This window comes from Brachybacterium paraconglomeratum (assembly GCF_003994255.1).
Taxonomy (GTDB): Bacteria; Actinomycetota; Actinomycetes; order Actinomycetales; family Dermabacteraceae; genus Brachybacterium; species Brachybacterium conglomeratum.
On record NZ_ML133853.1, the window covers coordinates 186,920 to 210,444 of the forward strand.

General features: G+C 71.7%; 20 protein-coding genes and 2 tRNA genes. 15 read left to right on the forward strand and 7 right to left on the reverse strand.

Features of this window, described 5'->3' with window-relative positions:
- The first annotated feature begins 359 nt into the window (after positions 1-359).
- The 3 genes from gyrB to DS079_RS06860 all read left to right on the forward strand — a co-directional run bounded on the left by gyrB (position 360) and on the right by DS079_RS06860 (position 6,028).
- Complete coding sequence (gyrB, locus tag DS079_RS06850; protein WP_126986014.1) at positions 360-2,519, forward strand: DNA topoisomerase (ATP-hydrolyzing) subunit B; 2,160 nt, start codon at positions 360-362, stop codon at positions 2,517-2,519.
- 86 nt (positions 2,520-2,605) lie between these two features.
- Complete coding sequence (gyrA, locus tag DS079_RS06855) at positions 2,606-5,470, forward strand: DNA gyrase subunit A (RefSeq protein WP_126986016.1); 2,865 nt, start codon at positions 2,606-2,608, stop codon at positions 5,468-5,470.
- Between the two features lie 3 nt (positions 5,471-5,473).
- Positions 5,474-6,028, forward strand: a complete 555-nt coding sequence (locus DS079_RS06860) for a DUF3566 domain-containing protein (protein WP_010552009.1) — start codon at positions 5,474-5,476, stop codon at positions 6,026-6,028.
- A gap of 400 nt (positions 6,029-6,428) precedes the next feature.
- Here the strand turns inward: DS079_RS06860 and DS079_RS06865 are convergent, their stop codons facing one another.
- A complete protein-coding gene (locus tag DS079_RS06865) occupies positions 6,429-6,908 on the reverse strand; it encodes an aminoacyl-tRNA deacylase (RefSeq protein WP_126986018.1) in 480 nt (159 codons plus the stop codon).
- A 91-nt stretch (positions 6,909-6,999) separates the two neighbouring features.
- On the opposite strand from DS079_RS06865, the gene DS079_RS06870 reads away from it, so the two are divergent.
- From DS079_RS06870 to DS079_RS06885, 4 genes are all read left to right on the forward strand, one after another.
- Positions 7,000-7,830, forward strand: a complete 831-nt coding sequence (locus DS079_RS06870) for a hypothetical protein (protein WP_126986020.1) — start codon at positions 7,000-7,002, stop codon at positions 7,828-7,830.
- Positions 7,831-8,000: 170 nt separating this feature from the next.
- A tRNA-Ile gene (locus tag DS079_RS06875) sits at positions 8,001-8,074 on the forward strand.
- Positions 8,075-8,095: 21 nt separating this feature from the next.
- Positions 8,096-8,266 carry a DLW-39 family protein gene (locus DS079_RS06880; protein WP_126986023.1) on the forward strand — a complete coding sequence of 57 codons (171 nt, stop codon included), beginning with the start codon at positions 8,096-8,098 and terminating at the stop codon, positions 8,264-8,266.
- A gap of 41 nt (positions 8,267-8,307) precedes the next feature.
- Positions 8,308-8,383 (forward strand) — tRNA-Ala (locus tag DS079_RS06885).
- An 83-nt stretch (positions 8,384-8,466) separates the two neighbouring features.
- Here DS079_RS06885 and DS079_RS06890 read toward each other — a convergent pair.
- The gene (locus tag DS079_RS06890; RefSeq protein WP_126986229.1) at positions 8,467-9,549 is read right to left on the reverse strand and encodes a glucose-1-phosphate adenylyltransferase family protein; all 1,083 of its coding nucleotides are present in this window, start codon (positions 9,547-9,549) and stop codon (positions 8,467-8,469) included.
- 218 nt (positions 9,550-9,767) lie between these two features.
- Between DS079_RS06890 and DS079_RS06895 the strand changes: the two genes are divergently transcribed.
- Positions 9,768-11,000 (forward strand): nucleoside permease, encoded by a 1,233-nt coding sequence (locus DS079_RS06895; RefSeq protein WP_126986025.1) that lies wholly within the window; start codon positions 9,768-9,770, stop codon positions 10,998-11,000.
- 30 nt (positions 11,001-11,030) lie between these two features.
- Here the strand turns inward: DS079_RS06895 and DS079_RS06900 are convergent, their stop codons facing one another.
- On the reverse strand, positions 11,031-11,459 hold the full coding sequence (locus DS079_RS06900) for an Lrp/AsnC family transcriptional regulator (protein WP_053918947.1): 429 nt from the start codon (positions 11,457-11,459) through the stop codon (positions 11,031-11,033).
- A gap of 163 nt (positions 11,460-11,622) precedes the next feature.
- On the opposite strand from DS079_RS06900, the gene DS079_RS06905 reads away from it, so the two are divergent.
- The 3 genes from DS079_RS06905 to DS079_RS17390 are packed head-to-tail and all read left to right on the forward strand — an operon-like array spanning position 11,623 to position 12,926.
- Positions 11,623-12,252: a LysE family translocator gene (locus DS079_RS06905; RefSeq protein ID WP_126986027.1), complete on the forward strand. Its 630-nt coding sequence runs from the start codon at positions 11,623-11,625 to the stop codon at positions 12,250-12,252.
- A gap of 33 nt (positions 12,253-12,285) precedes the next feature.
- Positions 12,286-12,819: an SDR family NAD(P)-dependent oxidoreductase gene (locus tag DS079_RS06910; protein ID WP_241237576.1), complete on the forward strand. Its 534-nt coding sequence runs from the start codon at positions 12,286-12,288 to the stop codon at positions 12,817-12,819.
- Entirely contained in the window at positions 12,786-12,926 is a 141-nt protein-coding gene (locus DS079_RS17390; protein WP_241237577.1) for a hypothetical protein, read from the forward strand. The genes DS079_RS06910 and DS079_RS17390 overlap by 34 nt, the downstream gene beginning before the upstream one ends.
- A gap of 206 nt (positions 12,927-13,132) precedes the next feature.
- Here the strand turns inward: DS079_RS17390 and DS079_RS06915 are convergent, their stop codons facing one another.
- Positions 13,133-14,806, reverse strand: a complete 1,674-nt coding sequence (locus DS079_RS06915) for a helix-turn-helix domain-containing protein (RefSeq protein ID WP_126986029.1) — start codon at positions 14,804-14,806, stop codon at positions 13,133-13,135.
- A 167-nt stretch (positions 14,807-14,973) separates the two neighbouring features.
- On the opposite strand from DS079_RS06915, the gene aceA reads away from it, so the two are divergent.
- The 3 genes from aceA to DS079_RS06930 all read left to right on the forward strand — a co-directional run bounded on the left by aceA (position 14,974) and on the right by DS079_RS06930 (position 19,747).
- Positions 14,974-16,311, forward strand: a complete 1,338-nt coding sequence (aceA, locus tag DS079_RS06920; RefSeq protein ID WP_126986031.1) for an isocitrate lyase — start codon at positions 14,974-14,976, stop codon at positions 16,309-16,311.
- A gap of 154 nt (positions 16,312-16,465) precedes the next feature.
- Positions 16,466-18,151: a malate synthase A gene (gene aceB / locus DS079_RS06925; RefSeq protein WP_126986033.1), complete on the forward strand. Its 1,686-nt coding sequence runs from the start codon at positions 16,466-16,468 to the stop codon at positions 18,149-18,151.
- A 114-nt stretch (positions 18,152-18,265) separates the two neighbouring features.
- A complete protein-coding gene (locus DS079_RS06930) occupies positions 18,266-19,747 on the forward strand; it encodes an Hsp70 family protein (protein ID WP_126986035.1) in 1,482 nt (493 codons plus the stop codon).
- 18 nt (positions 19,748-19,765) lie between these two features.
- On the opposite strand, the gene DS079_RS06935 is transcribed toward DS079_RS06930, so the two are convergent.
- The gene (locus DS079_RS06935) at positions 19,766-20,170 is read right to left on the reverse strand and encodes a MerR family transcriptional regulator (protein WP_126986037.1); all 405 of its coding nucleotides are present in this window, start codon (positions 20,168-20,170) and stop codon (positions 19,766-19,768) included.
- A gap of 225 nt (positions 20,171-20,395) precedes the next feature.
- Between DS079_RS06935 and DS079_RS06940 the strand changes: the two genes are divergently transcribed.
- Positions 20,396-20,782 carry a barstar family protein gene (locus DS079_RS06940; protein ID WP_010551995.1) on the forward strand — a complete coding sequence of 129 codons (387 nt, stop codon included), beginning with the start codon at positions 20,396-20,398 and terminating at the stop codon, positions 20,780-20,782.
- Between the two features lie 17 nt (positions 20,783-20,799).
- Here the strand turns inward: DS079_RS06940 and DS079_RS06945 are convergent, their stop codons facing one another.
- Positions 20,800-22,686, reverse strand: a complete 1,887-nt coding sequence (locus DS079_RS06945) for an HNH endonuclease signature motif containing protein (RefSeq protein WP_126986039.1) — start codon at positions 22,684-22,686, stop codon at positions 20,800-20,802.
- A gap of 539 nt (positions 22,687-23,225) precedes the next feature.
- Positions 23,226-23,507: a hypothetical protein gene (locus DS079_RS06950; RefSeq protein ID WP_010551993.1), complete on the reverse strand. Its 282-nt coding sequence runs from the start codon at positions 23,505-23,507 to the stop codon at positions 23,226-23,228.
- Positions 23,508-23,525 lie beyond the last annotated feature (18 nt).

The following is a 23,525-nucleotide window of genomic DNA, read 5'->3' on the forward strand; positions in this document are numbered from 1 at the left end:
CGGGCGTACCCGCCCCCATCCGAGGCTCCCGGAGCGCGTTGAAGAGGCCGTCACGAAGCGTCTGGGACGCATCCAGCGTCGCGTCGTCCACAGGAACGGGGCGTCGAATAGGCCCAGCACCCGTTCTCCGATAGGATGAGGGCGGTTCGGCCGACGTCGACCGGGGTCGAAGCAGCCCGGTCACCTCGATGCCGTCGGGCCCGATCGACGAGGCCTGCGGGTGCCGCTCGCGCGCGTGCGCGAGGAGCTCCTGCGGATCCCGCACGCGTCGGGCCGCAGGGACACCGCCGCACGGTGCCGCCGGACCACCCTCGGTCCGTCCGACCGAGGGACGACCGGACTGCGAGGAGCCACATCAGGTGAGCGACAGCGACCGCCCCATGCCCGACCAGGACCTGCCCGAGGGCACCTCGGACCCGTCACCGGGAGCGGACGGCGCAGCACCGGCCCCCGAGGCGGCGACGGCCCCCGCGGCCCCGGCGCCGACCACCGCGGGGGAGAAGGCGGCCCGCGCGCCCGAGCACTACGAGGCCTCGGACATCACCGTCCTCGAGGGCCTCGAGGCGGTGCGCAAGCGGCCCGGCATGTACATCGGCTCCACCGGTGAGCGCGGCCTGCACCACATGGTCCAGGAGATCGTCGACAACTCCGTGGATGAGGCGATGGCCGGCCACGGTGACACCATCGAGGTCACCCTCCTCGCCGACGGCGGCGTGCGCGTCGTCGACCACGCCCGCGGCATCCCCGTGGACATGCACCCCACCGAGAACAAGCCCGCCGTCGAGCTGGTGCTCACCGTGCTGCACGCCGGCGGCAAGTTCGGCGGCGGCGGCTACGCCGTCTCCGGCGGTCTGCACGGCGTCGGCTCCTCCGTGGTCAACGCCCTCTCCGTCCGCATGGAGGTCGAGATCCGCCGCCAGGGCCACGTCTGGCGCCAGGCCTACGCCCGCGGCGTCCCCGTCGCCCCGCTCGAGAAGGGCGAGGAGACCGACGAGACCGGCACCACCATCACCTTCTGGGCCGACGGCGAGATCTTCGACTCGACCGTGTACGACTTCGAGACGCTGCGCAAGCGGTTCCAGCAGATGGCCTTCCTCAACAAGGGCCTGCGCATCACGCTGACCGACGAGCGCGCTGAGGAGGCCCCGGAGGACCAGGAGGTCGACGTCGAGCTCGAGGCCGAGAAGGCCGAGCAGGGCGAGACCTCGGGCGGCCCCCGCACGGTCTCCTACCTCTACGAGCGCGGCCTGCAGGACTTCGTCGAGTTCATCAACTCGGCCAAGCGCGCCGAGGTGATCCACCCCGACATCATCTCCTTCGAGTCCGAGGACACGGACGCGAAGATCTCCGTCGAGGTCGCGATGCAGTGGACCGGCGCCTACACCGACTCCGTCCACACCTACGCCAACACGATCAACACCCACGAGGGCGGCACCCACGAGGAGGGCTTCCGCTCCTCGCTCACCTCGATCGTGAACCGCTACGGCCGCGCCCAGGGCCTGCTGAAGGAGAAGGACGCCAACCTCACCGGCGAGGACATCCGCGAGGGCCTCACCGCGGTGATCTCCGTGAAGCTCGGCGAGCCGCAGTTCGAGGGCCAGACCAAGACCAAGCTCGGCAACACCATTGCCCGCACCTTCATGGTCAAGGTGATGACCGACCAGCTCACCGACTGGTTCGAGTCCCACCCGAACGAGGCCAAGGCGATCGTCATGAAGGGTCAGGCCGCGGCGATGGCCCGCGAGGCGGCCCGCAAGGCCCGCGACGCGACCCGTCGGAAGTCCCCGCTGGAGACCGGCGGCATGCCCGGCAAGCTGCGCGACTGCTCCTCCCGCAACCCCGCCGAGTCCGAGATCTTCATCGTCGAGGGCGACTCCGCCGGCGGCTCCGCCGTGCAGGGCCGCGACCCGCGCACCCAGGCGATCCTCCCCATCCGCGGAAAGATCCTGAACGTGGAGAAGGCGCGGCTGGACCGGGCGCTGGACAACCAGGAGGTCCGCTCGCTGATCACCGCCTTCGGCACCGGCATCGGCGAGGACTTCGACGCGACCAAGCTGCGGTACCACAAGATCATCCTGATGGCCGACGCGGACGTCGACGGCCAGCACATCTGCACCCTGCTGCTGACGCTGCTGTTCCGCTACATGCGGCCCCTGATCGAGCTGGGTCACGTGTTCATCGCGATGCCGCCGCTGTACCGCCTGAAGTGGTCCAACGCGCCGCACGAGTACGTCTTCAGCGACGAGGAGCGCGACGAGCGCCTCGCCGCCGGTCAGTCCGCCGGGCGCCGCATCCCCAAGGACAACGGCATCCAGCGCTACAAGGGCCTGGGCGAGATGGACTGGAAGGAGCTGCAGTCCACCACCATGGACACCGCCACCCGGACCCTCAAGCAGGTCACGGTCGACGAGGCCGCCGACGCCGACACCATCTTCTCCGTCCTGATGGGCGACGACGTCGAGTCCCGGCGCCGCTTCATCCAGGAGAACGCCAAGGACGTCCGCTTCCTCGACATCTGAGCGGGCCCCGGGGCGGCGCCGACCCCTCTCGCGCGCCCCCGGGACCCCCACGACCCACCGGCCCCACCCGAAAGGCCCTCCCCGCCATGAGCGACACCCCGAACGACCCCACCGGCCCCGAGGACGACCAGCCGTCGGCCGAGACCCCGACCCCCGCCGAGAGCGCCGGGATCGGCGGTCAGGAGATGCCCGAGGGCTCCAGCGAGCTCTCGGCCGACGAGGCCGCCTCCCGCACCGTCACGCTCGTCGACCCCCTCGACGAGGACGAGGTCGACCGCATCACCCAGGTCGACCTCAACCAGGAGATGCAGCGCTCCTATCTCGACTACGCGATGAGCGTCATCGTCTCGCGCGCCCTCCCGGACGTGCGCGACGGCCTCAAGCCCGTCCACCGCCGCATCGTCTACGCCATGTACGACGGCGGCTACCGCCCCGACCGCTCCTTCTCCAAGTGCGCGAAGGTCGTCGGCGAGGTCATGGGCAACTACCACCCCCACGGCGACTCCGCGATCTACGACGCGATGGTGCGCCTGGTCCAGCCCTGGAACATGCGCTACCCGCTGATCCTGGGCCAGGGCAACTTCGGCTCCGCCGGCGACGACGGCGCGGCCGCCCCCCGGTACACCGAGTGCAAGATGGCGCCGCTGGCCCTCGAGCTGGTCCGCGACATCGAGCAGGACACCGTGGACATGCAGGGCAACTACGACAACACCGTCGACGAGCCCTCCGTCCTCCCCGCCCGCTTCCCGAACCTGCTGGTCAACGGCTCCGCCGGCATCGCCGTCGGCATGGCCACGAACATCCCGCCGCACAACCTGCGCGAGGTGGCCGACGCCGTCCAGTGGCTGCTCACGAACCACGAGGCGACCAAGCCCGAGCTGCTCGAAGCGTGCATGAAGTTCATCAAGGGCCCCGACTTCCCCTCCGGCGCCACGATCGTCGGCACCGACGGGATCGAGGACGCCTATCGCACCGGCCGCGGCTCCATCACCCAGCGCGCCGTGGTCTCCACCGAGGAGATCAACGGGCGCATGGCGCTCGTCGTGACCGAGCTGCCCTACCAGGTCAACCCCGACAACCTCGCCCGCAAGATCGCGGAGATGGTCAAGCTCGGCAAGATCCAGGGCATCGCCGACATCACCGACGAGACCTCCGGCCGCACCGGCCAGCGCCTGGTCATCACTCTCAAGCGCGACGCCGTGGCGAAGGTGGTGCTGAACAACCTCTACAAGCACACCCAGCTGCAGGAGAACTTCTCCGCGAACATGCTCGCCCTCTCCGGCGGCGTGCCCCGCACCCTCTCGATCGACTCCTTCGTGCGCGAGTGGACGAAGCACCAGATCGACGTCATCGTGCGCCGCACGAAGTTCCGCCTGAGGAAGGCCGAGGAGCAGATCCACATCTACCGCGGCTACCTCAAGGCGCTGGACGCGCTGGACGAGGTCATCGCGCTGATCCGCCGCTCCCCGGACGTCGACGAGGCCCGCACGGGCCTGATCGACCTCCTCGAGATCGACGAGATCCAGGCCAACGCCATCCTCGCGATGCAGCTGCGGCGCCTGGCCGCCCTGGAGCGCCAGAAGATCATCGAGGAGCACGACCGGCTCCAGGCCCTCATCGAGGAGTACACCGCGATCCTCGCCGACCCGGCGCGGCAGCGGCAGATCGTCTCCGAGGAGCTCGGCGAGCTGGTCGACAAGTACGGCGACGACCGTCGGACCCAGATCCTCCCCTTCCACGGCGACATGTCGATGGAGGACCTCATCCCCGAGGAGGACGTGGTCGTCACGATCACGCGCGGCGGCTACGTCAAGCGCACCCGCGAGGACCAGTACCGGGCCCAGAAGCGCGGCGGCAAGGGCGTGCGCGGCGCATCCCTGCGCGAGGACGACGTGGTCGAGCACTTCTTCACCACGACCACCCACCGCTGGCTGCTGTTCTTCACCAACCAGGGCCGGGTCTACCGCGCCAAGGGCTACGAGCTGCCCGAGGCGCCGCGGGACGCGAAGGGCCAGCACGTCGCGAACCTGATGGCCTTCCAGCCCGACGAGCACATCGCCTCCGTCCTCGCGATCGACTCCTACGAGGACGCCGAGTACCTCGTGCTCGCCACCGAGTCGGGCCTGGTCAAGAAGACGGCGATGACCGCCTTCGACTCCAACCGCACCGGCGGCATCATCGCGATCAACCTGCGCGACGTCGACGGCATCGACGGCACCCGCCCCGACCGCGTGATCGCCGCGCGTGCCGTGAACAGCGACGACCAGATCCTGCTGGTCTCCCGCAACGGGCAGTCCGTGCGGATGCCGGCCGACGACGGCACCCTGCGCCCCACCGGCCGCGCCACCAGCGGCGTCACCGGCATGAAGTTCCGCCATGACGACCAGCTGCTGGCGATGGACGTGGTGCGCCCCGGCACCTTCGTGGTCACCGTGACCGACGGCGGCTTCGCCAAGCGCACCAGCGTCGACGAGTACCGCCTCCAGGGCCGCGGCGGCCTGGGCATCCGGGTCGCGAAGCTGCCCGACGACCGCGGCCACCTCGCCGGCGCCGCCGTCGTCGAGGAGACGGACGAGCTGCTGGTGGTGATGGAGCGCGGCCGCGTGGTCCGCTCGAAGGTCTCCGAGGTGCCGCCGAAGGGCCGCACCACCATGGGCGTCACCTTCGCCAAGCCCGATAAGGGCGACCGGATCCTGCTGGTCACCACCGGGCCGGAGAGCGAGCTCGACGAGGACGAGGCCGAGAAGCCGGTCCTCGAGGACGCCGGCGACGGCGGTGCGGAGTCCGCGGACAGCGCGGTGAGCCCCGCCTCGGCCGAGGAGGCCGGAGGCGAGGAGGATGTGGAGATCTCCGACACCGCCGCCTCCGCGACCGAGGACGGGCAGGGCGATGCTCTAGGCTCTGACGAGTCCGAGACCTCGCCCGACGATGCAGACCAGAACGAGGAGTGACCCGTGAGCACCAGTGACTCCAGGACCGGCACCGGGAAGACCGACGCCGCCGAGTCCACCTCGAAGCTCCCGGCCTTCGACAGCGCCTCCTCGCCGTCGGAGCAGGGACTCGGCTCCGGCAAGGGCTCCGCGGCCCGCGGCGCGAGCCGCAGCCCGAAGAAATCGGCACCGGCCGGCGGGGCGGAGAAGGAGCGCCGCGGCCCGCGCCGAGTGCGCCTGACCCTGGCCCGCCTGGACCCGTTCTCGGTGATGAAGCTGTCCTTCCTCGTCGCGATCGCCGTCGGCATCGCGACCGTGATCGCGGTCGTGCTGCTGTGGAACCTCGTCGAGGCGATCGGCCTGTGGGGCAAGGTCGACCAGCTGGGCCGCGACCTGAACGGCGGCAACCCGCTGCCCTTCATGGAGTTCTTCAGCTTCTCGAAGATGACCAGCTACGGCACCATCGTCGCGGTGGTGAACGTCGTGATCATCACCGCGCTCGGCACCCTGGGCGCCTTCCTCTACAACCTCGTCGCCGCCCTGCTGGGCGGGCTGAAGATGACTTTCACCGACGAGTGAAACCCGGGGCGGGCGGGGACGGCTCACGTGCTGCCCGCGCGCCGGGCACGAACCTGTCCGCCCGCCGGGGACCGATGACCTCACCGACGCCGCCGCGCCTCCCCGAGGCCGGCGGCGTCGTCATGTCCGGGACGATTCCGGCGGCGACGGGGCGTCGGCGTGCGCCTGGACCCGCCCCGGCTCCGCCGCACACCCTCGGCGGGCCCACGTCGTCCTCCCTCCCCGTGTCCCGTCTCGCCGGCCGGCGAGACGGGGGGTTGTGGGGGGATGGGCCCGCCGTACGACCCAAAGCCACCGCGCGGGTCGGCGCGGCCCCTTGCGAGCAACTTCTGCGGCCCCAGGACCGAAGCGGGGCCGACATGAGTCGTCAGGGGCGCAGAACCTCTCCGTCAGCCCGGGGTCAGGGCTGCTGGAGCTCGGTGACGTCGGCGACCTGGGCGTCGAGGCGGGCGAGGGTCTCCTCGGCGGGGACGGTCGCGGCGACCCCGTGCGCGCCGGCGCCCATCGAGATGCGTCGCTCGGGATCCCCGGCCAGGGACGCGTCGGCCACCACCGGCCAGGCCGTCGTTGCGCCGAAGGGCGTGATCGTGCCGCGCTCGTAGCCGGTGACCTCCTTCGCGACCTCCTTGTCCGGCATCGACAGGCGGTTCACGCCCAGCAGCGCGCGCAGCTTCGGCCAGGAGATCTCCCGGTCCCCGGGCACCAGCACGAAGAGGAAGTCGCCCTCGCCGCGGCGCACCACGAGGGTCTTGACGATGTCGCGGGGCTCGACGCCGCGGGCCGCGGCCGCCTCGGCGAGGGAGCCGACCCTCCCGTGCCGGGTGATCTCGTGGGGCAGGCCCAGGGCCTCCAGGGCGTCGGTCGCACGCTGCTCGCTCATGGCACCACGATAGTGAGCCGGGCGGCCGGCGGCGGGTGAGAGTCGTCGCGCCGGAGGGGAACGGGCCGAGAGACGGGGCTACGGTCGAGGGATGTCCCTCGCGCCTCCCGATTCCCTGCCGAGCACCGTCGCCCCCGAGGAGTACCCGTGGCTCGGGCCGTCGGCGACCTCGGCGCTGCTGCTGGCCGACGGGGTGGTGGACCTCGAGCCCGGCGCGGACGGGGGCGCCGACGACGCCGGCTCGCACCAGGACTCCGCTGTCCCCGCGCAGCCGGCGGAGGACCAGGTCACCCCGCTCGTGGACCGCGCCGCGATCGAGCAGGTCCTCGCCGCCGCAGGCGCCGCGCCGCTGGCCGAGCGGACCCTCGTCCTCGCCGTCGGCTCCAACCAGACCCCCTGGACCATCGCCCGAAAGTACCGCCGTTCGGGGCGCGACCTCGACGTGACCACGCCCTTCGTGCGCTGCACCGTGCACGGCCTCGCCGTCGGCCATGTCCCGAGCAGCGCCGCGCCCGGATACCTGCCCGCCGCTCCGTACCGCGCCGACGGGGAACGGATGGAGCTGGTCGCGACCTGGTTCGACGAGGAGCAGCTGGCCGTCGTCGACCGGACTGAGCCGAACTACGACCGTCTGCGGCTGGAGGCCGCGGACGTCCCGCTCGCGCTCGCGACGGGCGAGCGGCCGGCGCACGTGGACGTCTACGCCTCGCGCTGGGGCGTGCTGGCCCGCGACGGCGTGCCGATCCCGCTGCGGCACCGGCAGCAGGAGCTGTTCGACGAGCTCCACGCCCTCACCGGCGACGAGCGGCTCATCGGCGCGGCGGCGGAGATCTGCGCCCGTCTCGCTGCGGACCCCGAGGTGGTGCGGGGCCTCGCCCGCGAGCACGGCCTCGTCGCCGACGACGGGCTGCCGCGGCCCTGAGCTTCGGCGGACCGCCCCTCGGCGCCCCGACGATCAGGAAGCGTGGAGCCGGCCACGATACTGTGACCTCGCGAACAACCGCCCCGGTCGGTTGGACGAGGCGACCCGGCTCGGGGTAACGTTGTGCGTCGGCGGAGATCCCCGGGGACTTTTCGGAGATCACCCTGCACGGGCCTATAGCTCAGTCGGTTAGAGCGCTGTCCTGATAAGACAGAGGTCGCTGGTTCAAGTCCAGCTAGGCCCACTTCGAGGATCGGAGGAACTCATGAAGAAGTTCATCGCGACCACCGCTGTCGTGCTCACCACGGCCGTCGCCGGGATCCTCACCTGGCGGAAGGTCGAGTCCGACCGGATCCGCAACGATCTGTGGAACGAGGCGGAGCGCGTCTCCGTCGAGCAGGACATGGCGGCGCGGAAGCAGGCGCAGCACTCCTGATCCGCACCGGTGCCGCAGCGAGTACGATCGGCACCACCCACGGGGACTTAGCTCAGTTGGTAGAGCGGTAGCTTTGCAAGCTTCAGGTCAGGGGTTCGACCCCCCTAGTCTCCACCAGGCAGGACAGACGAAGGCCCCTCCCCCGGGAGGGGCCTTCTGCGTGTCCGGCCGTGTCCGCACCGCCGTCGACTCGGGCCGGCCTACTCCCGCGCCGTCGTCTCCGCGACCGTCCCGTCGACGCCCACGAGCGTGACGACGTCGTCGTCGCCGAGACGGGCCCCGGGCGGGACCTGCGCGTCGTCCTGCACAAGACAGCCGCGCAGACGGGCTCCGGCGCCCACGTGCGCACCGTCGAGGACGACGCACTCCACCAGCTCGGCACCGGCCTCGACGACCGCGCCGGGACTGATCACGCTGCGGGTCACGCTGCCGGCCACGTCGCTGCCCTGGGCGAGCAGGGAGGTGCTCACCGCGGCGCCGTCCCGGACGCGGGCGGGCAGCAGCTGAGGCTGGGCGGAGAAGATCGGCCAGTCGGGATCGTCGAGGGTCACGCCGTCGCCGTCGAGCAGGTGCATGTGCGCCGCCCAGTACGAGGCGAGGGTGCCGATGTCCCTCCAGTACCCCTCGAGGCGGTGCTCGACGGTCCGGTGCCGCCCGACGAAGTGAGGGATGAGGTCGTCGCCCCAGTCCTGCAGCTCGCCGACCCGCTCCGGCAGAGTCTTCAGGGCCTCGAGCAGCGCGGGGGCGTCGAAGCAGAAGATCTCGGTGGCGACGAGATCGGTGGGCGGGTCCTCCGGCTTGTACCAGAACTCCTCGACGATGCCGCCCTCCCCGGTGCGCACCACGCCGTGGCGGGAGGCGTCCTGCGGGAGGCGGGTGGTGACCATGGTGAGCTCGGCGTCGGCGGCCGCGTGCGTGTCCAGCACGTCCAGCAGATCGATCGTGTAGAGGTGATCGGCGCTGAGCACCAGCACGATCTCCGGGGCGAACTCGGCGATGAGCTCCTTCTGCCGCCACAAGGTGTCGCTGTTGCCGGTGGCGAAGCCCTCGCCCTCGGCGCCCTCGAAGGGGGTGAGGGTGCGCAGCCCGTCGTGGGTGCGGTCGAGGTCCCAGGGCCGGCCGGCCGACAGGTGCTCGTTCAGCGAGTGCGGGAGATACTGCTCGACCACCCACACCGCCGAGAGGTGGCTGTTGGCGAGATTCGACAGGGCGATGTCGATCAGCCGGTAGGAGCCGCCCACGCGGAGGGCGGGCTTGGCCTGCTCGTCGGTGAGCGCTCCCATCCGGGAGCCCTGGCCGCCGGCGAGCACGATCGCGAGAGTGCGGGGATGCGCATACGGGCCAGAGTACGGGCGCGACGCGCGAGGGGGGAGCGGACCGACCGGCGGGTCCAGCCCGTCGGCCGCCCCGTCGAGACGCCGCCGGACCGCGACCCGGTCGCGCGGAGTCCCTGTCAGCGCCCCCTCCCGTTCCTGTGGACGGTCGGCTAGATTCTCCATGCATGACACTCGACCCCGTGATCCGCCTCCGACTCTCGACGATGATGTTCCTGGAGTTCTTCGTGTGGGGCGCCTGGTTCGTCACGCTCGGCACGTACCTCGCCGCGGACCTCGGCGCGAGCGGCAGCCAGATCGCCCTGGCCTTCCTCACCCAGTCCCTCGGCGCGATCCTCGCCCCCTTCATCGTGGGCCTGATCGCGGACCGCTGGTTCGCCGCGCAGCGCATCCTCGGCGTGCTGCACCTGTTCAGCGCCGTGATGCTCTTCCTCGCCGGCAGACAGGGCGACTTCGGGGCGTTCTTCGTGTTCGCGCTGCTGGCGATGATCTCCTTCATGCCGACGCTGGCTCTGGCGAACTCGATCTCCTTCCGCCGCCTGACCAGCCCGGAGAGGCAGTTCCCGGCGATCCGCGTGTTCGGCACCATCGGCTGGATCGTGGCGGGGCTGCTCATCGGCTGGCTCGGCTGGGAGGCCGGGGGAGCGCTCGAGAACACCTTCGTCATGGCCGCGATCGGCTCGGCGCTGCTGGGCGTCTACGCGTTCACCCTCCCGCACACCCCGCCCGAACCCGGCCAGGGCCGCGTCACCGTCCGCGACGTGCTGGGACTGGACGCCCTCGCGCTGCTGAAGTCCCGCTCCTACCTCGTCTTCTTCCTCGCCTCGATCCTGATCTGCATCCCGCTGGCGTTCTACTACAACTTCACCAACCTCTACCTCAACGAGATCGGGGTGCAGTCCGCCGCGGCCGTGCAGTCCCTCGGCCAGGTCTCCGAGGCGCTGTTCCTGCTGGTCATGCCGCTGATGCTGAGGAAGCTCGGCGTGAAGCGGACGCTGCTGATCGGCATGCTCGCCTGGGCGCTGCGCTATGCCCTGTTCGCGTTCGGGGACGCCGGCTCCCTGCTGTGGCTGGTGATCATCGGCCTCGTGCTGCACGGGGTCTGCTACGACTTCTTCTTCGTCGCCGGGCAGATCTACACCGACCGCTTCGCCCCGAAGCACGTGCGCAGCGCCGCCCAGGGCCTGATCTCCCTGGCCACCTACGGCGTGGGCCTGCTGATCGGCTCCCTGATCTCCGGCCCCATCGTCGACGCCTTCCTCGCGGCCGACGGCACCCACGACTGGCGCACCATCTGGCTCATCCCGGCCGCGCTCGCCGTCGGCGTCGCGCTGTTCTTCGCCGCGCTCTTCCGGGAGCGGGAGACGGTCGAGGCGGCGGAGGTGCCGCAGGGGGCCTGAGGCGGGCCGGAGCCCGGAGAAAGCCCTGCGTCACACCGTCCGCAGCGAGCTGAACAGCAGGTTCGTCTGCGTGGTGCGGACGCCCGGGATCGCCCGGACCCGCTCCAGCACGAGGTCGAACTCGGCGAGGTTCCGCGCCCGGATCTGCAGCACGAGGTCCCAGGTGCCGGTGGTGGAGTGGAACTGCTCGAGCTCGGGATAGCCGCGCAGCTCGCGCACGATCTCGGGGCTGCGGCTGTTCTCGGTCGCGACCAGCATCACGCCCTGGACCGAGTCGTGCTCGATGTCGCCGCTGACCCGGATGGTGAACCCCTCGATCACGCCGTTGTCCACGAGGCGGTCGATCCGCGAGGTGACGGTGGAGCGGTTGACCCCGAGCTCGCGCGCGAGGACGGCCACCGGGGTGCGGCTGTTCGCGCGGAGAAGGGCGATGAGGCGGTAGTCGAGATCGTCCAGCACGCAGACAGCCTAATACCGCCCAGCAGACTGCTCGACCTCCCGCCGTTCTGCCCGGCATCTCGATCATTGCGACGCCGCATCGCCGCCTCCTAGAGTCACTGTCGGCCCAGGTGAGGGCGTGATTCCGGGAGCTCCTCCCGCAGTGAGATCAAGGTGGTGAGAAGTGCTCGACGTGTCCGTCCTGCCCGCTTTCCTGCTGGCCGTCACGGTCATCCTCGTGACTCCCGGACCGGACATGGCGTTCATGGTCGCCACCGGCATCAACCAGGGCAGGCGCGCTGCCGTCCAGGGCGCCTTCGGGGTCACCTCGGCGATGACGATCTGGGTGCTCGTCGCGGCGACGGGTCTCGGCGTCGCGCTGACCCAGCTGCCGGCTGCGCTGGACGCGATCCGGCTGGCCGGCGCCGGCTATCTGGCCTTCCTCGCGATCACCACCTGGCGTCGCGCCGGCGCCCCGCTCGCGGAGGCCTCGGTCGTCCCGAACGTCTTCCGCCGCGGCTTCGTCGTCAACATCACCAACCCCAAGATCGCGCTGTTCTTCGTCGCCTTCCTGCCCCAGTTCCTGGGCACGACGGGCGGCTCCGGGGAGAACCCCTTCGCGCAGATCCTCATGCTGGGCCTGCTGCTGCAGCTGACCGGCCTGCTCACCGATCTCGCGATCGGCAGCGCCGCGGGGCTCTTCCGCGACGCGGTGCTCAGCCGGCCGCGCGTGCGCTGCCTGCTCGACGGCGCGGCCGGCACCGTCTACGGCGCGCTCGCGGTGCTGCTGGTGATGGGGGTCGTGCACGGCTAGACCCGCGCCGCCGGTCGGCAGCAGACTGGACGCATGACCACCGCCGACCAGCACAGCACCACCCCTCGCACGGCTCTCGTCACCGGCGCGACCAGCGGGATCGGCCGCGAGATCGCCCTGCAGCTCGCCGAGCTCGGCTGGAGGGTGATCGCCGTCGGCCGCGACCGGGAGGCCCTCGCGCAGCTCGAGGAGGCCTCCGCGCTGATCACCCCGCACGCCGCGGACCTGCTCACCGGCGACCTCGCCGCGCTCGTGCCCGACCGCGTGGACGCCCTGGTCCACGCCGCCGGGATCTCTCCCTCCACCCGGGTCGAGGACACGGCCGATGCGGACTGGGAGCGGGTCTTCGCCCTCAACGTCACCGCCGGCGCGGCGCTCGTCCGGCACGCGTTGCCCGCCCTGCGCGACGCGCGCGGCACCGTGGTGCTCGTGAACTCGGGCGCCGGCACCGCCGCCCGTCCCCGCAACGCCCCGAGGAGGAGGGGAACGGGGTGCGGGTCTCGACCGTGTACCCCGGCCCCACGGACACCCCGATGTTCGGCGGGGACGTCGACCGGGGCGAGCTGATCCGCCCCTCCTCCGTCGCGAGGGCGGTGGTCATGGCCATCACCGCGAGCGAGGACGTGCAGCTCACGGACATCCACGTCCGGCCCCGCCGCGAGCTGTCCTGGTGAGCAGGCGGCCGATGGCGGCCCGAGCACGTCCCCGCAGCGCGGTGCGCTGAGCCGGACGCCTATGCGGGGGGCCGGTGCTGCTCGTCGCGGCGGGCATCGATGCTCCCGCTGACCGGGGCGAGCGTCGCCGGCGTCGTGCTCATCGACGCCGTGGGGGGCGCCTGGAGCTGGGGCGCAGGGCGACGGCCCGACGAGCCCGGAGATCCTCATCGTCGCGGCGGCACCGATGACGCGGGGCCGGCCCCGCCCTTCGGCTCCCCACTGGTCTTCCCCTCGGTCGAGGGCGCGTGCCGCTCGAGGAACTCGAGCATCGCCACCCGGTCCACCCCGGTGAAGGTGCCCGTCGGCATCGCGGCGAGCAGCGAGGCGTGCAGGCGCGCGACCGGCCAGACCGAGCCGTGCCAGCGCTCGACCAGCTCGGGCGCGGGGCGCCGGCAGCAGTCCGGGTCGGGGCAGCTCGAGGAATGGCGCACGCTCGTCTCCCGGCCCCGGAACCACTTCGTGTGCGCGAAGTCGGTGCCCACCGAGATGGAGAACTCCCCGCCGGAGCCGGACTCGATGCGGGAGGTGCACCAGTAGGTGCCGCCGGGCTTGTCGGTGTACTGGCTGTACTGCCGCATCCGGTCCTCGGAGCGGAACACCCGCCGCGCGCTCCACCAGCGGCACACCAGCTGCCCCTCCACCGCGCCGAGCGCATCGGTCGGGAAGCGGACGTGGTCGTTCTGGTACGCCTTCACGATCGCGCCCGAGGAGTGCACCTTCAGGAAGTGCACCGGGATGTCGAGGTGATGGGTGGCGAGGTTCGTGAACCTGTGCGCGGCCAGCTCGTAGGTGACGGCGAACTCGTCGCGCAGGTCCTCGACCGACAGCTCCCGCTGCGCCTTCGCCCGCTGCAGGAGCTCGCTCGCCCCCGCTTCCGGCACCAGCATCGCCGCGGCCAGGTAGTTCACCTCCACCCGCTGGCGCAGCAGCTCGCCGTAGTCCGCGGGCTCGTCCATCCCCAGCACGTGCGCGGCCAGGGCCTGCAGCACCGTGGTGCGGGGATCGGCCGCGTCGCGCCCGAGCGGCAGGTAGATCCGCATCGAGGACGCATCGGTGATCGAGCGGGCCGAGTGGGGGAGGTCCGGCACCGAGTGGAGGGAGAAGCCGAGCTCCTCGGCCAGCAGCGAGACCTTGCGGTGCGAGAGCGGGCCGCCGCTGTGCCCGATCCGGGCCAGCAGCTCCCGCGCCGTCTCTTCGAGGGCGGGGTAGTAGTTGCCCGCCTCGGACTGCTCCTGGCGCAGCTGCCCGTTGACGCGCCGCGCCTCCTCCGGGGTCGCGGCCCGCTGCTCGTGCAGGCGCCGCAGCTCCTCGTGCAGGGTCAGGATCGTCTCGATCGCCGCGTCGGAGAGGGACTTGCGCACGGGCAGGTCCGGCAGGCCGAGCCCCTGGTACAGGGCTCCGGCCTGCGCCTTCTCGAGTGCGATCTCGAGCGCCGCCCGACGCGACGGGGGCTCCGGGTCCAGCAGGTCCTCGACCCCCACCTCGAGCACGCGCGCGATGCGGCGCAGCTCCCCGAGGCGCAACTCGCGCTTGCCGTTCTCGATCACGGACAGCTGCGAGGGAGCGCGGTCCAGGGCCGCGGCGAGCTCGGCGAGGGAGAGGCCTCTCGCGGTGCGCGCGGCACGGATCCGTCGGCCGATGAGCAGCGGGTCGACGTCGTCGTCGGGATCGGGCGCGAGTGCGCCGGGGGCTGGTGCGCCGGGCGCGGGCCCGTCGGCCGCGGGGGAGGGGCGGCCGGCGGGCCGGCGCCCGCCCGTGCCGGAGCCGGGGGCGCCGGCAGCGAGCCGTCGTGCGGCGTCGTCGGGGCGTCGGCCGGAGGTGCGGGGCTGAGCGGTCATGCGGACCAGAGTGACACAGATAACTTCTGAAGAGCAGAAATATGGCGGAAGTTCTTCCGGATCGGGCCTTCTGAGGGGGCTCTGGAGCGGCAAGAGTGTGACCACTCGACGAAGTTCGCCGAGGACGGCAGCCCCACCGGCCGCCGGAGCAGCCCGAGGAGCCGACGATGACCACCCCGACCCCCTCCGCCCCGCGCAGCACCACCCGCCCCGGGGACCCCACCATGACCGCCGAGGAGCTCGCCCGCGACTGGGAGATCGACCCGCGCTGGGCGGGGGTCCGCCGCGACCACAGCGCCGAGGACGTCCTCTCCCTCACCGGCCCCGTCCGCGAGGAGCACACCCTCGCCCGGCGTGGAGCCGAGCGCCTCTGGGAGATGATCCGCGAGAACGACGAGGACCCCGGCTCCTGGATCTCCGCCCTCGGCGCGCTCACCGGCAACCAGGCCGTCCAGCAGGTCCGCGCCGGGCTGAAGGCCATCTACCTCTCCGGATGGCAGGTCGCCGCCGACGCCAACCTCTCCGGCCAGACCTACCCCGACCAGTCGCTCTACCCCGCCAACTCCGTCCCCTCCGTCGTGCGCCGGATCAACAACGCGCTGCTGCGCGCCGGACAGATCGAGTTCGCCGAGACCGGCACCACCAGCCGCGACTGGCAGGCGCCGATCGTCGCCGACGCCGAGGCCGGCTTCGGCGGCGCCCTGAACGCCTACGAGCTGATGCGCTCGATGATCGAGGCGGGCGCCGCGGGCGTGCACTGGGAGGACCAGCTGGCGAGCGAGAAGAAGTGCGGCCACCTGGGCGGGAAGGTGCTCATCCCGACCTCCCAGCACGTGCGCACCCTGAACGCCGCTCGTCTCGCCGCGGACGTCGCCGGCACCCCGACGGTGATCATCGCGCGCACCGACGCGCTCGCCGCGACCCTGCTGACCAGCGACGTCGACGAGCGCGACCGGCCCTTCCTCACCGGGGAGCGCACCGCGGAGGGCTTCTACGAGGTCACCCCCGGGATCGAGCCCGTCATCGCGCGGGGCCTCGCCTACGCCGAGTACGCGGACCTGCTGTGGGTCGAGTCCTCGACACCGGACCTCGAGCTCGCCCGCCGTTTCGCCGAGGCGATCCATGCGCGGTTCCCGGACCAGAAGCTCGCCTACAACTGCTCGCCGAGCTTCAACTGGAAGCGGCACCTGGACGATGCGCAGATCGCCCGCTTCCAGCGCGAGCTCTCCGCGATGGGCTACGCCTTCCAGTTCATCACCCTGGCCGGCTTCCACTCCCTGAACCACGCCATGTTCGAGCTGGCCAGCGGTTACCGCGACCGGCAGATGAGCGCCTTCGTCGAGCTGCAGGAGGCCGAGTTCGCCTCCGCCGAGCACGGCTTCACCGCCCATCGCCACCAGGCCGAGGTGGGCACCGGCTACTTCGACCGGGTCGCCACCGCCCTGAACCCCACCTCCTCCACGCTCGCCCTCGCGGGCTCCACCGAGACGGCCCAGTTCCACTGAGCGCCGTCGGCCCCGTCCCCGGGGCCGCGAGCGGAGACCCCGCCGCCCCCGGGCGAAGAACCAGCGTCCACCTGACCCGTCCCCTCGGCCCGCCACCCCGCGCCGGACCCCAACGACCATCCTGACCAGCCACGTGTCCCGGAAGGACCTCGCCATGACCCTCATCGACTACCGCCGCCCCCTCTCCGAGCAGCGCCCCGCCGCCGGCACCTCGACCGACCCGTCGGCCCCCGACCGCAGCACCCCGCGCGGACGCCTCGAGGTCGTCGGCCCTCTGGGGCCCCGCTTCGAGGAGATCCTCACCCCCGAGGCGCTCGACTTCCTCGCCCTGCTGCACGACCGCTTCGCGAGCCGACGCACCGAGCTGCTCACCGCCCGCACCCTGCGCCGGGAGTCCATCGCGGGCGGGGCCATGTTCGACTTCCTCCCCGCCACCCGTGCGATCCGCGAGGACCGCAGCTGGCGCGTCGCCGGCCCCGGGCCCGGCCTCGAGGACCGACGCGTCGAGATCACCGGCCCCACCGATCGGAAGATGACGATCAACGCCCTGAACTCGGGGGCGAGGGTGTGGCTCGCCGACCACGAGGACGCGCTGAGCCCCACCTGGGACGCCGTCATCGACGGGCAGCTGAACCTGCACGACGCGATCCGTCGGCAGATCGACTTCACCGGCGAGAACGGCAAGGAGTACCGCCTGGCCGAGGAGACGGCGACGATCGTGTTCCGGCCCCGCGGCTGGCACCTGCCCGAGCAGCATCTGCGCTGGGTGCGGGCCGACGGCCGCTCGATGCGGGCCTCCGCCTCGCTGGTCGACGCGGGGCTGTACCTCTTCCACAACGCGCGCGAGCTGATCGAGCGCGGCTCCGGCCCCTACCTCTACCTGCCCAAGCTCGAGTCGCATCTCGAGGCGCGGCTGTGGGACGAGGTGTTCACGACCGCCGAGCGCCGGCTCGGGATCGAGCACGGCACGATCCGCGCGACCGTGCTGATCGAGACCCTGCCCGCGGCCTTCGAGATGGAGGAGATCCTCTACGAGCTGCGCGATCACTGCGCGGGGCTGAACGCGGGGCGCTGGGACTATCTCTTCTCGATCATCAAGATGTTCCGCGACCGGGGCCGACGCCGCGTGCTCCCGGACCGCTCGCAGCTGACGATGACCGTGCCGTTCATGCGGGCGTACACCGAGCTGCTGGTGGCGACCTGCCACCGCCGCGGCGCTCATGCGATCGGCGGGATGAGCGCCTTCATCCCCGACCGCCGGGACCCGGAGGTGACGCGGCAGGCGCTGGTCATGGTCGCCGAGGACAAGCAGCGCGAGGCGAGCGACGGCTTCGACGGCACCTGGGTGGCGCATCCGGACCTGGTGCCCGCCGCGCAGGCCGAGTTCGACGCGGTCCTGGGCGAGCGTCCGCACCAGGTGGACCGGCTGCGCGAGGACGTGCATGTGACCGCCGAGGACCTGCTCGACCTCGAGGTCGAGGGCGGGGCCATCACGGCCCAGGGGATCCGGCAGAACATCCGCGTCTCCCTGCGGTATCTGGACGCCTGGCTGCGCGGCTCGGGCGCGGTCGCGATCGACCACCTGATGGAGGACGCCGCGACCGTGGAGATCTCCCGCTCGCAGCTGTGGCAGTGGATCACCCAGGGGATGCTCACCGACGAGGGCATGCCGGTGACGCGGGAGCGGGTCGAGTACTTCATCGACCGGGCCGTGCTCGAGCTCGACACCGAGCAGGGCAGTCGCATCCCCGAGGCGGCCGAGCTGCTCAAGGAGGCGGTCCTCGGCGAGGAGTTCCCCGCCTTCCTCACCAACGGCGCGTACGAGCGCCACCTGGCGTGATGTTGGGCAGGTGACGGTGCACCGGGTCGGCGCACGGGTGAGGTCCGGAAGGTGCTCGGTCGAGCGTTCCGGACAGATCGGACACCCGTGCGTCGGCCCGGCTATGTTCAGGCCATGCGCATCGGCATCGACATGGGCACCACCCGCACCATCGCGGCGGGCGTGGACCGCGGCAACTATCCCGTCCTCCCCTTCACCGACCCCGACGGGGACGAGCACAGCCACTTCCCCTCCGTGATCGCCGAGGTCGACGGGCAGCTCGTCCACGGCTTCGAGGCGGAGCGCGCCGCCCGCGCCGGCGCCCCGCACCTGCGCTCCTTCAAGCGCCCGCTCGGCGACCCGGACACGCACCCCGGCACGACGGTCCGGCTCGGCGGGCGCGAGCACCTGCTGCTGGACCTCATGACCGCCTATCTCACCGCGGTGCGGGAGGCGCTGCCGGTCCCGGTCGGCCAGGTCGCCGCCTCGGTCCCCGCCCACGCCCACTCCGCCCAGCGGATCATGACGCTCGAGGCCTTCCGGCGCGCCGGCACCGACGTGGTCGCCCTGCTCAACGAGCCCTCCGCGGCCGGCTTCGAGTACACCCACCACCAGTCCCGCAGCCTCACCGCCCGACGCACCCGCATCGCGGTCTACGACCTCGGCGGCGGCACCTTCGACAGCTCGCTGGTGGAGGCCGACGGCGGCGGGCACGCCGTGCTCGGCAGCCACGGCGTCAGCCGTCTCGGCGGCGACGACATGGACCAGGTGCTGCTCGAGCTGGTGCTGGAGCGGGCAGGGCTGACCGTGGAGGAGCTCGGGGCGCCTGCCGTGGACGCGCTGCGCGAGGAGTGCCGCGCGGCGAAGGAGCGTCTGCTGCCGCAGACGCGTCGGATGATGATCGACCTCGGCGAGGAGCACGACCCCGTGATCCTCCCGGTCGAGGACTTCTACGCCTCGGCCGCGCCGCTGATCGAGCGGACCCTCGAGGTCATGGCCCCGCTGGTGGGCGAGCTTGATGCGGAGTCCGGCATCGCCGGGATCTATCTCGTCGGCGGCGGGTCCGGTCTGCCGCTGGTGGGACGGATGCTGCGCGAGCGCTTCGGACGGCGCGTGCACCGCTCCCCGTACCCGGCGGCCTCCACCGCGATCGGCCTCGCGATCGCCGCGGACCCGGACTCCGGGGTCTCCCTCGCCGACCGGCTCTCCCGCGGCATCGGCGTGTTCCGCGAGGTCAGGGCGGGGGAGGGGGTCTCCTTCGACCAGGTCCTCACCCCCGACGCGCCGCTGCCGACCGCCGGCACCACCGCCGTGACCCGGAGCTACACCGCCGCGCACGACCTGGGATGGTTCCGCTTCGTGGAGCATGCGGCGCTGGATGCGAGCGGCGAGCCGCGCGGGGACCTGGTCCCGTTCGCGGACGTGCTCTTCCCCTTCGATCCGGCGCTGCGCTCGCTCGACGAGGCGGCGCTCGCCGAGGTGGAGGTGACGCGCCGCGAGGGCGGGCCCCGCATCGAGGAGCGCTACGAGCTGCACCCCTCCGGCGCGGTGACGCTGCGGATCACGGACCTGGACAGCGGGTTCAGCCGGGAGTACGGCCTCGCCCGGCGGGGGTGACGGCGGGGGCGGGCGTGCTCAGCGAGCGCCGGGGAACTCCTCGAGCACCTCGTCGAGGATCTCCGCCGTGTCGCGGAGGCGGGCGATCCGTCCTTCGAGCTCCCGGCGGTGGGTGCGCAGCGAGTCGATCCCGTCGGCCCCGCCGTCGTGCCTTCCGAGCAGCGGCGGCAGCAGCGGCGCGATCTCGGTGCTCGTGAGGCCGGCGGCGAAGAGCCGCTGCACGAGCAGCACCCGGTCCACCGCCTCGGCGTCGAAGCGTCGGTGGCCGGCGGCGGTGCGGGCCGGGGTCAGCAGGCCCTGCTCCTCGTAGTAGCGCAGCGAGCGGGCGCTCACGCCGGTGCGCGCGGACAGCTCGCCGATGCCGAAGCGTGCGGGAGCACCGGTGCTCGCAGCAGGGTTCACACGGGTGTCAACAGCGGTCATGGCGCCACAGTATGTCCGAGTCGCCATCAGATCGTGCAGGTCAGGGTCGTGTCGCGATAAATGACATCGATGTGATCCCGCTCCTGCCGTCGACACCGGTGAGGCGCCCTCTCGGCGCAGGGGGCGCGGCCCGGTCGCGGTCTGAAGGACGCGGAGCTCGGGCCTGCGGTGGGCGGGCCGAGCGGATCGACGCTTTCGGGAGAGTCGTCGGGAGAGACTGTCCCCATGCTGACCCTGCGCCTCGATGGCCTCCGCATCTGCGACATCCCCTCGTTCTACGACGAGATCAACAGGGTGTTCATGGCCGGGGAGGACTGGCGGCTCGGGCCGAGCCTCGATGCGCTGGACGACATGCTGCGCGGCGGCTACGGCGCACTGCATGACGCGGAGGAGGCGCGGGTGATCTGGGCGGAGCACGCCGCGTCCGCGGAGGCGCTCGGTGTGGAGGTCACGCGTGCACAGCTGCTGGCGAAGCTCGAGGATCCCCGATTCGATCAGGCGATCGCGCGTCGGAAGCTGGATCGGCTGGAGGCGGAGGGCGGGCCGACGTACTTCGACACGGTGCTCGAGGTGTTCGCGGACCATCCCCGGATCGAGCTCGTCCTCGCCTGATCTGTGCGGTCTCCGGATCAGTGCGCTGGGGGCTCGGGAGCGTCCGTCGGTCCAGGTGGCTGCGACGGTCTCGGAGCACTGCCCCTGGCCATGTCGTCCAGCAGGACGAGGACGCCGTCGCTGACAGGGCGGGGCCGGATGATCGGCAGGTCCGTGATCCGCAGCTGCAGGCGGTCGAAGGCGCGGTAGATCGTCGACCATCCCTTCGCCGGCGAGCCCTCGTCCAACGCTGGTTCCTCTCCGGTCGCTCCGGTGCCGTGGGCCGATGGGACGGGCGGGGGCGCCGTTTCAAGGGGGCTGTCGACGACGGGTGGAGTCTCGGCAGCGGACAGCGGGACGCCGTCGAGTGCGGTGGCTGCGGGGAGAGCAGGGTGGGCAGGGGCGGAAGAGCCTGCGGCGGGAGGCGCGGGCAGGCCCGCGATCCCGGACTCCGCCAGCTGACGCCGGCGCTGCCGTCGGTAGGTGCCGACCGGGTCGAAGTTGATGCCGCCCCGCCGCGACTTCTGGCCGTAGCGGGTGGTCCACTCGACCGTGCGCCGCGTCCCGTCCTCGTCGTGGATGACGCGGACGCTCTCCCCGGACTCCTCCTTCTGGTTGTCCCCGCCGCAGGTGCCGTTCCCGTTGTCGAGGCTGGTCGCACCGCCCTGCGACCAGGGCACGATGTGGTCCATCTGGCGGATCGGGGCATTGCAGAACGGTGCCCGGCAGGTCTGATGGGCGAGCGTGAGGAAGCGCCTCAGGGAGGCGGGGAAGGCTCTGGACCTCGCCTCGACACCGACGAGCTGGCCGACGTCGAGGTCGGCGTAGAGGTTCCGGATCGTCAGCGCGAGGTCGGTGTCCTCGCTCCCGGAGTCCACGGCTCGCAGCATCGCCTCGCGGACGTGGTCGTAGGGGACCGGCCCGAATCCCTCGATGGTCGCCGCGTCGGCGTGCGCCGGGGCGAGCAGTGACCGGTCGGTGATGATGATCCCGATGTCCAGGGTGGTCGGATCGATGCCGTCGCCCCGGCCGACCAGGGCGTCGGCGAACATGTCCGCCATGATCTGTTGATGGCCGCGCCGGTCGCCGGCGGCGCGCGCGCCCTCCGCCGCGACGGACAGCCCCTTCCGGATCCGGGCGGCGTCGATCGCCGGGATCAGCGCCCGCACGGAGGCCATACCGTGGTCCTCGCGGGTGATCGTGACGTGTCGGTCCCTCATCGCCCGACGATGGCGCTCCGCCGCCCCCTCCGGATCCAGCGCATGGAGCATCCGTGCGACGTGGTCGGAGATCTCCCGGGTGCCGCAGTCCTGCAGGTCGGGGAGCTGCGCGGTGAGCATCGTGTCGACCAGTTCCCGCACATGCGGCGGCACCGGCCCCATCGCCGAGCCGACGGTGTGCACCGAGCGGGGGTTCAGTGTGCCCTCAGCCAGGGCGGTGAGCATGCCCGGCATGCTCTGGACCAGTCGCCGGCAGGTCGCCAGGCTCCGACCGGCCACGGACCGCGACTCCTTGAGCATCCGCGACGCCTCGGAGCGGGCGACCTGCATCGCCTGGCGCGGGCTCTCCTCGCGCTGCAGGCAGTCCTCCTTCACCGCGGCCTCGAGGCGCACCAGCGCACGAGCTCGCACCGCATCCAGAGCAGCTTCGATCCCGACGATGCTCGACAGCAGCGCCTTGGTCTCGGCCACGGACAGACGGTCGAGCGACGGGGAGCCCTGCACGCCGAGCGTCATGAGGGCTTTTCGAACTGCCGCGACGTCGACCTCTCCGACGAGGACCGCGCTCTCTTCCACACGCACGGGGACGTCCGCCGGCTCGGGCGCGCACTCGGCGGCGTCGTCCGCGGGCGGGACGTCGTGCGCCGGGCGGTGGCCGTCGTCGGCCTCCCCGGTGGCGTCGCGTCGCTGCGGATCCTCTGTCATGTGACCAGTATCGCATCTCTGTCGGATAGAGGGAAGAGATCTGTGGAAACCCCTCCACAGCTGTGCACAGAATGTGGAAAAGCGTGGTGTGTGGAGGAACGGTGGGGAGGGCGGTCCCGTCCTGACGCTGCTGCGGCGGCGGGGCGTGCGTCAAGAGGGCACGGTCGGCGAGCTGCCCCGACGTGCGAAGCTTCGGACATATCGTTCTGTTCGCCTGGGCCGATGTCGAATGTCAGAGCTGCGGGGGAGTCTTCCCGCGAGAGGCAGAGAGGAATGGTGTTCGGAGAGGCCGCACTGCTCGCGGAGCAGGAACGGTCGTCGTCGTCGGGTTGGACAGAATCTGAGATGCGCTTCCGGAGGTTGATTTTCATGTATCGACGATGAGGTCACCCGAGAAATGGTCTAGTCCCCGCGGCGACTCAATCGCACAGGCGTACGAGATGACGGTGCGTGCTGCGCGAGCGCCTCGAACCCGTCCGCGCCAGTGCACACCCCGGCGCCTCGCGGGGTGGGTGCAGGTCGGAGCCGTCCCGTCGGCCTCAGGCGGTGTCGTGCGTGGCGATGAGCGAGACCGCCACGAGGAGCAGCGCGATCGCGCCGAGTGCCGCGCCGGCATAGGCGGGCAGTGCGCGGTGCTCGAGACCGCGGTCGTGACGGCTGACCCCGGCGTATCCCAGGACGACGGCGGCGAGACCGGGCGGCATGGCGAGCACGTCGCCGATGATCGGGATCAGGGCGCAGAGCAGCGCGATCAGGCCGAGGGCGAGGGAGAGGTCCCCGGGGGAGCGCCGCCCGCGTCGGGGCGGACGGGCATCGTCCATGCACGCATCGTAGAGGGG